This window comes from Shewanella aestuarii, assembly GCF_011765625.1.
Classification (GTDB): domain Bacteria; phylum Pseudomonadota; class Gammaproteobacteria; order Enterobacterales; family Shewanellaceae; genus Shewanella; species Shewanella aestuarii_A.
Window position 1 is genome coordinate 1,602,118 of the sequence record NZ_CP050313.1, and the last position, 15,210, is coordinate 1,617,327.

General features: G+C 40.2%; 10 protein-coding genes and 6 tRNA genes. 13 read left to right on the forward strand and 3 right to left on the reverse strand.

The features are described from left to right. The first annotated feature begins 5 nt into the window (after positions 1-5). The 10 genes from tolB (at position 6) to HBH39_RS07320 (ending at position 5,638) form a co-directional block, all read left to right on the forward strand. Positions 6-1,334 (forward strand): Tol-Pal system beta propeller repeat protein TolB, encoded by a 1,329-nt coding sequence (tolB, locus tag HBH39_RS07275; protein WP_167676947.1) that lies wholly within the window; start codon positions 6-8, stop codon positions 1,332-1,334. A gap of 23 nt (positions 1,335-1,357) precedes the next feature. Beyond that, positions 1,358-1,903, forward strand: coding sequence for a peptidoglycan-associated lipoprotein Pal (gene pal / locus HBH39_RS07280; protein ID WP_167676949.1), 546 nt, complete (start codon positions 1,358-1,360; stop codon positions 1,901-1,903). A 51-nt stretch (positions 1,904-1,954) separates the two neighbouring features. Continuing rightward, entirely contained in the window at positions 1,955-2,692 is a 738-nt protein-coding gene (gene ybgF / locus HBH39_RS07285) for a tol-pal system protein YbgF (RefSeq protein WP_167676952.1), read from the forward strand. A gap of 397 nt (positions 2,693-3,089) precedes the next feature. Further along, positions 3,090-3,165, forward strand: a tRNA-Lys gene (locus HBH39_RS07290). A 42-nt stretch (positions 3,166-3,207) separates the two neighbouring features. Then, a tRNA-Lys gene (locus tag HBH39_RS07295) sits at positions 3,208-3,283 on the forward strand. Between the two features lie 124 nt (positions 3,284-3,407). Next, positions 3,408-3,483 (forward strand) — tRNA-Lys (locus tag HBH39_RS07300). 123 nt (positions 3,484-3,606) lie between these two features. Continuing rightward, positions 3,607-3,682: transfer RNA gene (locus tag HBH39_RS07305), tRNA-Lys, on the forward strand. Between the two features lie 124 nt (positions 3,683-3,806). Then, positions 3,807-3,882, forward strand: a tRNA-Lys gene (locus HBH39_RS07310). Positions 3,883-4,087: 205 nt separating this feature from the next. Then, positions 4,088-4,163, forward strand: a tRNA-Lys gene (locus HBH39_RS07315). 311 nt (positions 4,164-4,474) lie between these two features. Further along, the gene (locus HBH39_RS07320) at positions 4,475-5,638 is read left to right on the forward strand and encodes a DcaP family trimeric outer membrane transporter (RefSeq protein ID WP_167676954.1); all 1,164 of its coding nucleotides are present in this window, start codon (positions 4,475-4,477) and stop codon (positions 5,636-5,638) included. Between the two features lie 66 nt (positions 5,639-5,704). Here the strand turns inward: HBH39_RS07320 and HBH39_RS07325 are convergent, their stop codons facing one another. The 3 genes from HBH39_RS07325 to acs form a co-directional block, all read right to left on the reverse strand. After that, entirely contained in the window at positions 5,705-5,965 is a 261-nt protein-coding gene (locus tag HBH39_RS07325) for a GrxA family glutaredoxin (protein ID WP_167676956.1), read from the reverse strand. A gap of 78 nt (positions 5,966-6,043) precedes the next feature. Beyond that, positions 6,044-7,819 (reverse strand): DEAD/DEAH box helicase, encoded by a 1,776-nt coding sequence (locus HBH39_RS07330; protein ID WP_167676958.1) that lies wholly within the window; start codon positions 7,817-7,819, stop codon positions 6,044-6,046. Positions 7,820-8,024: 205 nt separating this feature from the next. Next, complete coding sequence (gene acs / locus HBH39_RS07335) at positions 8,025-9,977, reverse strand: acetate--CoA ligase (RefSeq protein WP_167676960.1); 1,953 nt, start codon at positions 9,975-9,977, stop codon at positions 8,025-8,027. Between the two features lie 287 nt (positions 9,978-10,264). Here acs and HBH39_RS07340 point away from each other — a divergent pair, with 287 nt between their 5' ends. From HBH39_RS07340 to HBH39_RS07350, 3 genes are all read left to right on the forward strand, one after another. Beyond that, entirely contained in the window at positions 10,265-13,693 is a 3,429-nt protein-coding gene (locus HBH39_RS07340) for a hybrid sensor histidine kinase/response regulator (RefSeq protein ID WP_167676962.1), read from the forward strand. Positions 13,694-13,735: 42 nt separating this feature from the next. Next, positions 13,736-14,335 carry a glutathione S-transferase family protein gene (locus tag HBH39_RS07345; protein WP_167680004.1) on the forward strand — a complete coding sequence of 200 codons (600 nt, stop codon included), beginning with the start codon at positions 13,736-13,738 and terminating at the stop codon, positions 14,333-14,335. A 301-nt stretch (positions 14,336-14,636) separates the two neighbouring features. Next, entirely contained in the window at positions 14,637-15,107 is a 471-nt protein-coding gene (locus HBH39_RS07350; RefSeq protein WP_167676964.1) for a low molecular weight protein-tyrosine-phosphatase, read from the forward strand. The last annotated feature ends 103 nt before the right edge of the window (positions 15,108-15,210 follow it).

Below are 15,210 nucleotides of genomic sequence, written 5' to 3' on the forward strand. Positions count from 1 at the left end.
GTATCATGAAAAACTTGGTTAAATGGTTTGCACTGATCTGTATCGTGTTAACTTCACCAGCTCGAGCTGCATTAGATATCGTCATCACTGAAGGTGTTGATGCCGCGCGTCCGATTGCAGTTGTTCCGTTTGTATGGCAAGGAGAAGGCACTGCACCCGCATCTATTTCAGATGTTGTGATGTCAGATTTATCACGTAGCGGCACATTTAATCCAATGGATGTGCGTTCTTTACCGCAGCAAGCTATTCATTCAGTTTCACAATTTACTGCTGACAATTGGTCAACTGTTTCTGCTGATGCTTTAGTGGTTGGCTCGGTAAAACCTTATGGAAGCGATCAATATTTAGTGAGCTTTGAATTAATTGATCTAGTCAAGGCGCAATTACAATCCGGTAAAGGGCCTATTGCGGCAAGTGAGTTATTGCTAGAAAGTCGTGAGACTGTAATCAATGCCAATCAATTTAGACAATATGCTCATCGAATTAGTGATGTCGTTTATGAAAAATTAACGGGCATTCGTGGGGCATTTTTAACGCGTATTGCTTATGTAGTTGTTAAGCAAGGTGAAAAATCTCCTTACCATTTAATGATTGCTGATTATGATGGTTTTAACGAGCAGATGTTATTACGATCACCAGAGCCATTAATGTCTCCTACTTGGTCACCAGATGGCCGTCGATTAGCTTATGTGAGTTTTGAAAACCGTAAAGCTGAAATCTTTGTTCAAGATATCTATACCCAAACCCGCACTTTAGTGAGCAGTTTTGATGGTATTAACGGTGCACCAGCCTTCTCTCCTGATGGAAACAAGCTAGCCGTGACATTGTCCAAAGATGGCCAACCAGAGATTTACACCATTGATATAGCAACGAAAGCGATTAAACGAATTACTAATCATTATGCTATTGATACTGAACCGTCATGGTTTCCAGATGGTAAATCTATTTTATTTACCTCTGAGCGAGGTGGTAGACCACAATTATATCGAGTTGATTTAGCAACTAATAAAGTGACTCGAATGACCTTTGAGGGTGAATGGAATTTAGGCGGTTCCGTGACTCCTGATGGTCGTAGTATGATATTTGTAAATCGTACCAATGGCCGTTTTAATATTGCCAGAATGGATCTTGCGACACGTTTTATGCAGGTTTTATCTTCAACACAACTTGATGAGTCTCCAAGCATTGCTCCCAATGGCACTATGGTCATTTATGGTACGACTCACCAAGGTAAACAAGTATTAGCCGCCGTTTCTACGGATGGTCGTTTTAAGGCAAGATTGCCTGTCGGACAAGGCGAGGTTAAATCTCCTGCCTGGTCTCCATTTCTTTAATTAAGTATTGATAAGGAATTAACATGAATCTGAATAAGTTGTTCAAAGCTATGATGGTTGCAGTTCCGCTTTTGGCTCTCGGTGCCTGTAGCTCAACTTCAGACTCTGAAACTGATGCTAGTGGGTCTACTTCAGGCACAACCAGCGGAGAGTATGGTTCTTCTAATGGTGGTGTTGAAACGGGTGGTGCAACTGCTGTTTTAAGTCCAGCAGAGCAGCAGCGTTTAAAAGAGCAAGCATTACGCCGTGAGAACATCATTTATTTCGATTTCGATCGAAGTGAAGTACAAACTGAGAATGCTGAAATTTTAATGGCACACGGCAACTATTTAGTTGAAAACCCAAATGTTCGTGTACTCATTGAAGGTCATGCCGATGAGCGTGGCACACCGGAATACAACATTGCACTAGGCGAACGTCGTGCTAAGGCAATTGCAAAATACCTACAAGGCATGGGTGTACAACCCAGCCAAATGAGTATTGTTAGTTACGGTGAAGAGAAACCATTAGACTTTTCACGTACTGATAGTGGTTTTGCTAAAAATCGTCGTGGTGTTTTAGTTTACTAAGGGTTAATGCAGGAAGGTCAAAGTTTTAACTTGGCCTGTTAGGAGATAAAAATGAAATATGCCGTATTAGTTGCGGCAATGTTCTTAGGCGCCGGTTCTGCTGTTGCAGCTCCTGCGCCAGTAGAAGACATTGCTGGTGGTTCAAGTGATGATCGAATCGCAAGATTAGAGCGCATCATTAAAGCAAAGCAACAAGGTGAATTCGATATGCAGCGTCGTCTAGATGCCTTGCAAAAAGAAGTGTTGGATTTACGAGGCATTACTGAACAACAAAATTATCAAATGGAACAGATGCTACAGCGTCAACGTCAGCTTTACGAAGATATTGCCAATTTATCAAGTAAAGCCGAGCCAGTTATTTCGTCATCTGCTGAAAATGATACTGCAAATCCCATCACTACATCATCGTTGGGTGAAACGGGGAGTTATGAGGCTGCAGTTAACTTAGTTTTGAAAGATCGTAAATATGATGAGGCCATTCCTGCTTTCCAAAGCTTTATTAAACAATATCCTCAATCAACTTATGCAGCGAATGCAAATTATTGGTTAGGTCAGTTGTTATACAACAAAGGTGAGCATGCAGAAGCCAAGGCTGCATTTAGTACCGTTGTGAGTCAATTTGCAGATTCCAACAAGCGTGGTGACAGTTTGGTTAAGCTTGGAATGATTGCAGAAAAAGATAATGATCCAGTAGGGGCTAAAGCACTCTATAATAAGGTGTTGAAAGAATACCCTAATAGTGCATCTGCGCGCTTAGCACAGCAGCAACTAGCAGCATTGAACGGCTAACATTAGCTAAAAATTACCCTCGTAGTCTGTTTTTCATGCAAACAACAAGAAATTGGAAATTTGCACTTGCATGACAAAATGAAAACGGTATTATAGGCGCCCTCAGAACGGCACATCATTCTGAGGGATGTTTTAAAGCAATTTAAGATGTTCATGGAACCCTAACTTAGTAGGTCTTGAAACATAGCCAATAAGTTACTTTTCCAGTTAATCATTGATGGTTAACGAAATTAGATGGGGCGTTAGTTCAGTTGGTCTTGAAACACAGGCAGTTGGCTTTTGTTCCAGTTAACCGTAAAGGTTAATAAACCAAGATGGGTCGTTAGCTCAGTCGGTCTTGAAACACAGACAGTTGGCTTTTGTTCCAGTTAACCGTAAAGGTTAATAAAATCAAGATGGGTCGTTAGCTCAGTCGGTAGAGCAGTTGGCTTTTAACCAATTGGTCGAAGGTTCGAATCCTTCACGACCCACCACTTTTTAAATAGTGGCTAAATAATTTAATTGTTATATCAAATGGGTCGTTAGCTCAGTCGGTAGAGCAGTTGGCTTTTAACCAATTGGTCGAAGGTTCGAATCCTTCACGACCCACCACTTTTTAAATAGTGGCTAAATAATTTAATTGTTATATCAAATGGGTCGTTAGCTCAGTCAGTCTTGAAACTCAGACAGTTGGCTTTTGTTCCAGTTAACCGTAAAGGTTAATAAAAACCAAGATGGGTCGTTAGCTCAGTCGGTAGAGCAGTTGGCTTTTAACCAATTGGTCGAAGGTTCGAATCCTTCACGACCCACCACTTTTTAAATAGTGGCTAAATAATTTAATTGTTATATCAGATGGGTCGTTAGCTCAGTCGGTCTTGAAACAAAGACAGTTGGCTTTTGTTCCAATTAACCGTAAAGGTTAATAAAACCAGGATGGGTCGTTAGCTCAGTCGGTAGAGCAGTTGGCTTTTAACCAATTGGTCGAAGGTTCGAATCCTTCACGACCCACCACTTTATTAAATAGTGGCTAAACAATTTAAATGTTATATCAAATGGGGCGTTAGCTCAGTCGGTCTTGAAACATAGACAGTTGGCTTTTGTTCCAGTTAACCGTAAAGGTTAATAAAACCAAGATGGGTCGTTAGCTCAGTCGGTAGAGCAGTTGGCTTTTAACCAATTGGTCGAAGGTTCGAATCCTTCACGACCCACCACTTTATTAAATAGTGGCTAAACAATTTAAATGTTATATCAAATGGGGCGTTAGTTCAGTCGGTCTTGAAACATAGGCAGTTGATTTTTGTTCCAGTTAACCTTAAAGGTTAATAAAACCAAGATGGGTCGTTAGCTCAGTCGGTCTTGAAATATAGACAGTTGGCTTTTGTTCCAGATAACCGTAAAGGTTAATAAAACCAAGATGGGTCGTTAGCTCAGTCGGTAGAGCAGTTGGCTTTTAACCAATTGGTCGAAGGTTCGAATCCTTCACGACCCACCACTTTTTAAGTTCTCTCTCCCTTTTATCATTGTTTGTCTAAAAGATTCAACTTAGTGTTGGATAAATATTGATTCCGCATAATTGTTTTAATCATTTACCATTACTAGCATTCTCGTCATTCACATCTTCTGCTAATTTTGTACATTCTTTTTATTAGCATTTGCTTTTCTACTTTTGTCTCATAGACCTATTGCTAATGTTGATTGATTGTTAAATGCATCATATTGCTTTTTACCCAATCTATCTAAATCACTACTTACACTGTGAAAAAGCCAGCTTGGGATTTATTAGAACAATATGGGAGAGCATGGATGAAACATTCAAAATTAGCGGTATTGGTTTCAGGCATTATGTTAGCGACGACTGGTACTGTACAAGCGGCAACTGATATGACCTTTGGCGGTTATATTAAAACTGATGTAATGTTTAGCGATTACAGCAATGGGGCCCCAGATTCAGGTAGTTTATCGCGTCAATTTTATGTGCCAGGTACTATTTATGGTACCGCGGGTAATGGTAAGCAAGTCGTTGATTTTCAAGCCCGTGAATCAAGATTTAATTTCAAGACGGTTACTGATGTTGATGGTCACAAGCTTACAGGCTTTATTGAGCTTGATTTTATGACCCACACTGATGGTAATGAGCGTGTTTCTAATAGTTACTCTCCAAGAATACGCCATGCGTTTGTTAGTTATGATAATTGGACGATTGGTCAAACGTGGAGTACGTTCCAAAACCCTGGAGCTTTACCGGAAAACTTAGATTTTGTCGGTGCAGCAGATGGTACGCCTTTTGTTCGTCAAGCATTAATAAAATATACAAATGGAAACTTTCAAGTAGCATTAGAAAATCCAGAGACCACTTTAACTCCGAATAAAGGCGGAGCAAGAATTACCAGTGGGAGTGGCATGATACCGGATGTTATTGGTCGTTATAATTTCAAATCAGATGGCGGATCGGCATTTTCGCTTGCAGCGGTTTTGCGACAGTTGAATGTTGAAGAGAATTTAGGCGATACCAATAATCCTAATCACGTTGATTCTTCAGAGTTTGGTTATGGCGTTAGTTTTGCCGGCGTTGTTCCGGTTGGTAAAGATGATTTTAAGTTTACTGCGACCTACGGTGAAGGGTTAGGGCGCTACATGTCATTAAACTTTGCTAATGCTGGTGTACTTGATGCTAGTGGTGACATTAACACAATCACTTCATATGGTGGTTTTGTGTCTTACCGCCACTGGTGGAATGAGCAATTTCGCTCAAGCTTTACGCTATCAGGTGTTAGTGTGGATAATGACGCATCATTAACAGGGGATGCTGTTAATAAAGAAGCTTACTCTGGTTACGTTAACTTATTATATTCGCCTTCAAAGCCATTAACATTCGGTGTTGAGTATATGTATGCGTTGAATAAGAAAGAGAGTGGTGCTGATGGTGATTTGAATCGAATCATTTTTTCAGCCAAATATGTTCTATAAGCTATTAATATAAAAACAAAAGCCCGAGTTAATTATTAGCTCGGGCTTTTTAGTTAAACTTAAAAATTAATCTAACAAGCCATTTTGACGTACATAAGCTTCAAAATCGGTATAACCACCAATTGGTTGCTCATCAATAAAGATTTGTGGCACTGTCTCTACTGGCTTACCTACGCTCTTTGATAAATCTGCTTTTGAAATGCCTTCAGCATGAATATCAACATATTTGAATTTAAAGTCATCACGATGTTCAGTCAGTTTTTCTGATAATTCTACCGCGCGTACACAATAAGGACAGCCAGGACGGCCAAAAATAACAACAAACATAATAACTCCTACTTAGTAATATGCTGTGTTTATAGCATAACTGTCTTGTAATTGATAACGCATTAAAAGAATTTTGTGCTAACTAAAATCAGTTTTATGTCTGCCTTGATAATCAAACACAGTTTCCAATAGCTTCCAATGATTTTTATGTTTTTTCAGTAATAATAAATCCGGTTTTCTAAAGCGATGTTGTTCGGATAAAACTTGTTCAACAGTATCAAATTTAGGATGTAGCATGCCTGGGATTTTTGTATGGCTTAATACAAATACTGCGTAGAAGGCTCGCTTTTGTGCTGAAGTATCAAACTTAAAGTATTGATTAAAGTCATTGCCTTCGATATCAACATATTGCACCAGTAGCTTGTCTTCATATTTGCCAAATCGCATTTCTTGGCATTTAAATAAATGATGATGTTTAGCTTGTAATACTTGTTTTAGATGTTTGTCAGGGTCTATTAAAGTGGATTGACAGGTTTGGCAAACTCTTGCTGCGATGTCATTTTCTGCACCGCAATCTGGGCAGGCTTTGGCACGAAATCGAAAGTCGCATTGTTGCATAGTGGCATTTGATTTTGCGACCAAGCCTTGGCAACGCCTGCCAAAATGTTCAACAATATCACCATCATTATCTACTATGCCCCAAAAAGTATTAGCAAATTGGCACACTGGGCAGTGTACTTGTACAGGAACAGAACGACTATTGGGTTTAGCTTGACCCACTTCTGGGAAATACAAATCAAAACCATTGGCCGCATAATCAATGACTAAGCAATCAGTTTTATTTGGTGCTAAACGTAGTCCTCGGCCGATCATTTGCTGAAATAAGCTCACAGAGGCCGTTGGTCGCAAAATTGCAATCAAATCAACATGGGGGGCGTCAAAACCTGTAGTCAGAACTGCTACATTGACTATATATTTGATTTTTTGTGCTTTAAATAACTCAATGATGCTATCTCGTTCGTCAGCTGGTGTGTCTGCAGTAATCAATGCTGCGCTGTTTTGAGTTTCAATATGGGTAGGTTTTTTTTCAAATAAGCCCATGATTTCTTTTGCATGGCGCACGGTTGAAGCAAAAATGATTACCCCTTTTCGATGCTCAGCTAATTGCCATATTTGTTGAATAATCGCTGTGGTTGCTCTGCCTTGATGATTTAATAGTGAGGTTAGTTGCTCATTATTGTATTCACCTGATGAATTCGGTATTAGCGAACTAAAATCATATTGAGCACTGAGACCATCAAATAATTTAGGGACTGTTAAAAAACCTTGTTTAATTAATGGTCGCATGGGCAACTCAAAAATACATTTTTCAAATATAGCCTTATCAGGATTGCCGATCTTACCGTGGTAATGATGATGGTAAATCCAACCTAAACCTAAGCGATAAGGGGTGGCGGTTAGTCCTAATAATTTGATATGAGGATTTTGTTGCTTAAGGTGATTAAGGATCTGTTGGTACTGACTGGTCTGTTGATTACTGACTCGGTGGCATTCATCGATAATAACTAATGAAAACGGCTGACTGAATTGATCTAATGCCCTTGCTGCAGATTGAACACTGGCAACCACCGTTTTACCATTGGCTTTTTTCTGCGCCAGACCGGCAGAATAAATACTGGCTGTAGCGGTTAATAGTCCAACCTTTTCAGCATTCTGGGCAACAAGCTCTTTTACATGAGTTAACACCAACACATTACCATTAGCGATGCGGGCAAGTTCTGCAATCACAATACTTTTGCCTGCTCCAGTGGGTAATACAATAACTGCAGAATCTGAACTTTGTTTAAAGTGCTTAATGGCAGCATTTACAGAATCTTGTTGATAATCACGAAGTGTAACTGGCGGTGTCGACATTTCAGTAAGGCACTATAAGGCATGGGCTATTTATGTTAAATCATAACATGAAGACATTTTGATAAAGATAGTTTAATAAAAAAAGCCCTTCATCAAGTGAAGGGCAAAGAAGAGAAACTGGTCAGAATTCCTCTTAGGTGGAGGTAACAATAATCGTAATAATTAACAGATCACTTATTGCCTGTGATTGATTGGTAAAAACTACTTACTCGGTCTTGTTTAAACGTGTTTCAATTAAGGTATCAATTACCGCAGGATCTGCCAATGTTGACGCATCCCCCAAGTTGCCGACTTCATTGGCAGCAATTTTGCGTAAAAATCGACGCATAATTTTACCTGAACGAGTTTTTGGTAAGCCAGTCGCCCATTGGATTAAGTCGGGAGTCGCTAATGCGCCGATCTCTTTACGCACCCATTGACGAAGTTCTTGTCTTAGCTCCTCAGTCGGCTCAATGCCGCGAGATAGCGTAACATAAGCATAAATACCTTGGCCTTTAATATCATGTGGGTAACCTACAACAGCCGCTTCTGCTACTAGTTCATGAGCGACTAATGCACTTTCTACCTCAGCAGTCCCTAATCGGTGACCTGATACATTAATCACATCATCAACGCGGCCAGTGATCCAGTAATAACCGTCTTCATCACGACGCGCACCATCACCAGTAAAATACATACCTCTAAAGGTTTTAAAGTAGGTAAGTGCAAAGCGGTCATGATCGCCATAAACTGTTCGCATTTGACCTGGCCAAGAGTCAAGTATCACTAGGTTACCTTCAGTCGCACCATCAATGATGTTACCCATGTTATCAACTAGCGCAGGTTGTACACCAAAGAATGGTCGAGTAGCTGAGCCAGGTTTGGTATCTGTGGCGCCTGGTAGTGGGCTAATTAAAATACCGCCGGTTTCTGTTTGCCACCAAGTATCCACAATTGGGCAATGTTCGTGACCTATTACCTCATGATACCAGCGCCATGCTTCAGGGTTTATGGGTTCACCTACAGAGCCCATAATGCGTAACGAGTCGCCTTTATAGTTGCTAAACTGCTCTTTGCCTTCAGCCATTAATGCGCGGATTAAGGTGGGAGCAGTATAAAGAATGTTGACGTTATGGCGGTCAATCATTTCACCAAGACGAGCAGGGCTAGGATGATTTGGCACACCTTCATGAATGAGTATTGTTGCGCCATTGGCTAATGGACCGTATACCATGTAGGAATGGCCGGTAATCCAACCAACATCAGCAGTACACCAATAAACCTCTCCGTCTTTGTAATCAAATACATATTCATGAGTCATTGAGGCATAAACCATATAACCACCTGTGGTGTGTAAAACACCCTTTGGATTACCGGTTGAACCAGATGTATAAAGCAAGAATAATGGGTCTTCGGCATTCATCTCTTCATATTGGCAATGCTCTGATGCAACATCCATTAATGCATCCCACCAAACATCACGACCTTCAACCCAATCGATATCACCACCAGTACGCTTAAGCACAATGACTTTTTCTACGCAGGTAACATCAGGGTTATCAATGGCTTCATCGATACTGCGTTTTAACGGAATCTTGCGACCACCACGAACGCCTTCATCTGCGGTGATTAATACTTTTGACTTGCCATCAATAACTCGTGATGCGATTGAATCAGGAGAAAAACCACCGAATACCACAGAATGAATCGCACCGATGCGAGCACATGCTAGCATTGCGACAGCGGCTTCTGGCACCATAGGCATATAAATTGTTACAACATCGCCTTTGGCAACCCCTTGGCTGCGAAGCGCGTTAGCAAATTTACATACATCGGCATGGAGTTCAGCATAGGTGATTTTACGTTGCTCGTTGGCATCGTCACCTTCCCAAATAATAGCAACTTTATCGCCATGACTTTCTAGGTGGCGGTCTAAGCAGTTTGCTGATGCATTTAAGGTGCCGTCATAAAACCAGTTGATTGACAGGTTATGATCATCAAATGAGGTTTGCTTGATTTTTGTATACGGTTTTATCCAATCAATACGTTTGCCGTGTTCTCTCCAGAAACCTTCTGGATTAACAATGGATTCCTGGTACATTTTTTTATATTGATCGTTATTAACCAGTGCGTTGTTAGCGATGTCGCTAGGAACTTTGTAGAGAGACTGCGAGCTCATGTGGGCTTCCCTTTCTAAAAATGGCGTGATGAAAGTATCATCTGCAACAGACTCTAAACACTATTAGACCTTGGTCTAGTTTAAGAAAATCCTTATTATTTAATCTGTTGCACATGTTAAACTGTTTTTAAATTAACCGATTGCTTATACACTGTCCAATAAAGATTATTTGCTGCACAATATTTATGCAAAATTAAAAGATTCTTATAAAACAATAACAATCTTATCGAATGATATTTTTATAACGCACCTTATTCATTTTTTCTAACCAAGGTAGCTTTTACTATATGAATTTAACTTTATTTGTGGCCACTATTGCCATTTGCTATGTGTCACTGCTGTTTATTCTAGCGTGGGGGGCTGAGCGCTGGTTTAGTAAAATCACCCAAAAAGTACAAGTTTGGATTTATGGTCTCAGTTTGGCGGTGTATTGTTCATCTTGGAGTTTTCTTGGCACAGTGGGCCAATCTGCGAATGATTTATGGTCATTTTTACCTATCTTTATTGGTCCAATTATCATCTTTACATTTGGTTTTGGCTTACTTCGCAAAATGGTGGTGGTGTCTAAAGCGCAAAATATTACTTCAGTAGCAGATTTTATTGCTGCGCGTTATGGCAAATCACAACTATTAGCCGCATTAGTGACCTTAATTGCATTGTTCGGCATCATGCCTTATATCGCGTTGCAATTAAAAGCTATGGTCTTTTCTCTTAATTTATTTCAGCCTCTTGATACGCCGGTTAATCCGCAATGGGTGCCGCTTTTTATTACATTAATTTTGGCTATATTTGCAATTTTATTTGGCACTCGAAAGCTTGATGCCACCGAGCATAACCCTGGCATGATGGTGGCAATTGCGTTTGAGTCTTTGGTTAAATTAAGCGCTTTTTTATTGGTTGGTGTGGTGATTTGCTTTGGGGTTTTTGATGGTTTTGGTGATATTTGGCAGCAAGCCAGTGAACGAGATTTAATTGAAGTTGGTCAATTAAGATTGGGGTCGCTATTACCCGAGCTCATTGTTGGTATGGCCGCATTCTTATGCATGCCACGTCAGTTTCATGTGATGGTTGTTGAATGTAGTGGCGAACAAGTACTCAAAAAAGCACGCTGGATACTTCCTATTTATCTTGGTTTATTTGGTTTATTTGTTGCGCCACTTGCGTTAGCCGGTAAGATTTTATTGGGTGATAGCGTCGCTGCTGATACCTATGTGATAAACCTTCCATTAGCATTAGACCAGCCTATTTTGGCTGTTATTGCCTTATTGGGCACATTATCTGCTGCAACAGGTATGGTGATTGTTGCTGTGGTGACCATTAGTGTGATGATCAGTAATGAATGGTTGGTACCTGTTTTACTCAGGACTGGGCAGATTAAACAGAAAAACTTTAGCCAGTTTTCACAATTATTATTAAACACACGACGTTTAGCGATTGTGATGATATTAGGTTTTGGTTATGGCAGTTATTTAACCCTGGCAGATAGTGATTCATTATCGCATTTGGGTATGTTGTCCTTCGGGGCTTTTGCCCAATTAGCGCCGGCCTTGGTGGGAGGGCTTTACTGGAAATATGGTAATCGAAATGGGGTGTTTTTAGGGTTAGGCGTCGGTTTTGGATTGTGGTGTTACATCTTATTAAATAGTGCTTATGACTCCAGTGCAGTGGCATATTTTGGCGCCAATCGTGGAATTTTAGAGTCAATAACGCCTAATGTTAGCGACACCTTAATTGCACTTATGGCTAATATTGTTTGTTATGTGTTGGGGTCTTTATGGTTCAGAGCGGGAGTAGCAGAGCGTATTCAGGCGAGTAACTTTGTTAAACCTTGGCTATTAAAGCACAATGACAATAAGCGCCAAGGTCCAATCTCTCAGCAGGATTTACTGATTTTAGCCAGCCGATTTGTTAGTCCGACTAGGGCTTATGAAAGCTTTAGCCGATTTTCAATCGACGCGGTTAAAAGTGATAGCTGGCACAAAGCAGCACCTGATGAGCTTATTGCGCACACAGAACACATGCTTGCCGGTGTGTTAGGGGCATCAAGTGCTAAGTTAGTCATGGATTCTGTATTGCAAGGCAGAGACTTAGCATTAGACGAAGTATTTAGTTTGGTTGATGAAGCCTCATCGAAAATTATTTTAAGCCAAGATATGCTTCGTGGTGCTATCGAACATGCTTATGAAGGGATGAGCGTCGTTGATAAAGACTTAAATCTAATGGCATGGAATTATAAATATGCCGAGTTATATCAATATCCTGAGGGGTTTTTAAAGCAGGGGATGCCTATCAGCCAAGTGGTGCGTTACAACGCTGAGCGTGGCTTTTGCGGCCCTGGTGATATTGAAGAGCAAATTAAGGTACGTGTACAACATATGCGTAATGGTACTCCTCATACCTCAGAACGTGAGCGTCAAGATGGTAAGGTCATCAAAATACAAGGTAATCCAATGCCTGATGGCGGTTTTGTCATGACCTTTACCGATATCACTCAATATCGCCTACAAGAAAAAGCCCTTATTGAAGCGAACGAAACGTTAGAAAGTCGCGTAAAAGAACGTACCTATGAACTTGCAATGCTAAACAGTGAGTTATTAGAAGCCAAGGCGCAAGAGGAACTCGCGAACGCTTCTAAAACACGTTTTTTAGCTGCCGTAGGGCATGATTTGATGCAGCCATTGAATGCGGCAAGGCTATTTACAGCCTCGCTGTCACAATATCCCAACCTTGACTTAGAAGCACGAACGACATTAACCCATGTTAATAGCTCATTAAAAATTGCCGGTGAGTTACTCACTGATTTGTTAGATATCAGTAAGTTAGACTCTGGTAAGGTGGAGGTGAATCGACGAGACTTCGCTATAGGTGAAGTGTTAAATGGTTTAGCGGTTGAGTTTGAAGCGATGGCACAGGATAACCAAATAAGTTTCACTTTGGTCCCCTCTAAGCTAACGGTTAATTCTGATCCTGCGCTACTTAGACGTATTTTGCAGAACTTTTTAACCAATGCTTACCGCTATGCAAGAGGCAGTAAAGTTTTACTTGGCTGTCGCCGTCGAGGTGAGTTTATCGAAATTCAAGTCTATGATACTGGCTGTGGTATTGCCGAGCACGACATTCAAGAAATATTCAGAGAGTTTAAACGATTAAATCACCCAAGTAGTCGTAATGTGAGCGGCTTAGGTTTAGGTCTTGCTATTGCAGATCGAATTAGCAAGGTGTTAGATCACCCGATCAATGTTAAATCTAAATTGGGTGAGGGGTCGATGTTCTCTATTTTAGTCCCTTTAGGCGAAACCGTTCACTCAGTTCAAACCATAGTCCCATCAAGTTTGGCCCAGCCACTAGCTGGCGTGAAAGTACTTTGTATTGATAACGAAGAAGCAATTTTAGCAGGTCTTGAGTCATTATTAAGTCGTTGGCAGTGTGAAGTTATTTGTGCCAAAGATCTGGCCGATGCAAGAATTAAACTTGGTCTTAAAGGTGTTGCACCGGATATCGTATTAGCGGATTATCATTTAGATGATGACCAAAATGGTGTTGATGCAATGGACGGTATTCGAGCACGTTATGGGCAACACTTACCGGGTATTTTGATTACTGCCAATACCAATAAACAGTTGGTTGAAGCGGTTGAAAAACGGGGTTATCACTACATGGCAAAAATGGTTAAACCTGCTGCATTACGGGCACTCATTTCCAGTTTAGTGAAGTAGCAAAAGTCAGTCTCAAATTTAATCGCAAAAGGATAAGCAATGATAACGGTATATGGTGATGCTAAGTCTGGCAATTGTTACAAGGTCAAACTGACACTCGCTATGCTTAAGATAGATTATCAATGGCATAGTGTGGATATCATGGCCGGAGGCACTCAAACAGTAGATTTTTTATCCAAAAATCCTAATGGTAAATTGCCCATTATTGAACTTAGTGATGGGAGAGTGTTAGCGGAATCAAACGCCATTATGGGCTACCTAGCTGCTGGAACAGTGCTTATTCCTGAGGATAATTTTGAGAAAGCCTTAATGTATCAATGGCTTTTTTTCGAGCAATACTCTCATGAGCCATGTATTGCTGTGGCACGATTTATAAAAATATACCAAGGTATGCCTGTAGAACGAAAAGCTGAATATCAAAGCTTGCAAGTTAAGGGCGCACGGGTATTGACTTTACTTAATAATCATTTAGCTAAGCACACCTTTATGATAGGTGAGCAGCTCAGTCTCGCTGATATTGCTTTGTTTGCCTACACCCATGTGGCGCATGAAGGTGGCTTTGATTTGGCAAAATACCCTCACATTCAAAAGTGGCTAAAAAATGTTGAGTCGCAACCTGGATTTGTCCCAATGTTAGATTGAAAACGCTGTTGAGTTATAAATTTGATGTTAAATCAGGTTTATTTGTATTATAAATTGTATTTTAAATAATTATGGCATGTGAATTATTTCGGTAAAAATAGTCATTAAAATTCTATTTCTAGCACATTTGTCTGCTTATCACTTATTTCTGGCTGTATTTATCGATGATTTTTATCTAGCTCTCATATTATCTAATCAAGTAATTTGTAATATTATATTTCTGTCCACATATTTACTGTGATTGGTATTAACTTTGCCTCACTTGAGTTTTGAAAATGTTTTGGTCATAGGGATAAATTTAATGAAAACAATTAACTCAGTACTTTTTGTCTGTATGGGTAACATTTGTCGGTCGCCAACGGCGGAGGTGGTATTTAGAAAGAAAGCGCAGCAAGCAAATTTATCAGTGATCATCGATTCGGCAGGCACTATTGCTTATCATCAAGGTAATCTACCTGATCCTAGAAGTGTTAAAGCGGGTACAGCCCGTGGCTTTGATTTTTCTGGTATTCGGGCAAGGCAAGTGACGGACGAGGACTTTGTTAAATTTGATTTAATCTTAGCGGCTGATCATGCCAATATGGCTGATTTAAGACAGCGTTGCCCTGTTGATTTACAGTATAAATTACAGCTGATGTTATCTTTTGGCGATTGTGGTGTTGAAGAGGTGCCAGATCCCTATTATGGAGGCAACCAAGGCTTTGATAAGGTATTAGATCTTTTAGAAAATAGTTTGTCAGCATTAACTCGTCAGTTAACTGCGAATAGCTAATCAAAAGGCGATAAATATACAGATATATTTACCGCCAATTAAGGTTATTGATTCAATATAGGCGGGGCTTTGCGTAGTAGCTTTATTAAATAGGCTGTGCAGA

What these genes read in the sequence shown, in the direction of transcription:
- tolB (WP_167676947.1), top strand. Translation starts at nt 6, where the DNA reads ATGAAAAACTTGGTTAAATGGTTTGCACTGATCTGTATCGTGTTAACT.
- pal (WP_167676949.1), top strand. Translation starts at nt 1,358, where the DNA reads ATGAATCTGAATAAGTTGTTCAAAGCTATGATGGTTGCAGTTCCGCTT.
- ybgF (WP_167676952.1), top strand. Translation starts at nt 1,955, where the DNA reads ATGAAATATGCCGTATTAGTTGCGGCAATGTTCTTAGGCGCCGGTTCT.
- HBH39_RS07320 (WP_167676954.1), top strand. Translation starts at nt 4,475, where the DNA reads ATGAAACATTCAAAATTAGCGGTATTGGTTTCAGGCATTATGTTAGCG.
- HBH39_RS07325 (WP_167676956.1), bottom strand. Translation starts at nt 5,965, where the DNA reads ATGTTTGTTGTTATTTTTGGCCGTCCTGGCTGTCCTTATTGTGTACGC.
- HBH39_RS07330 (WP_167676958.1), bottom strand. Translation starts at nt 7,819, where the DNA reads ATGTCGACACCGCCAGTTACACTTCGTGATTATCAACAAGATTCTGTA.
- acs (WP_167676960.1), bottom strand. Translation starts at nt 9,977, where the DNA reads ATGAGCTCGCAGTCTCTCTACAAAGTTCCTAGCGACATCGCTAACAAC.
- HBH39_RS07340 (WP_167676962.1), top strand. Translation starts at nt 10,265, where the DNA reads ATGAATTTAACTTTATTTGTGGCCACTATTGCCATTTGCTATGTGTCA.
- HBH39_RS07350 (WP_167676964.1), top strand. Translation starts at nt 14,637, where the DNA reads ATGAAAACAATTAACTCAGTACTTTTTGTCTGTATGGGTAACATTTGT.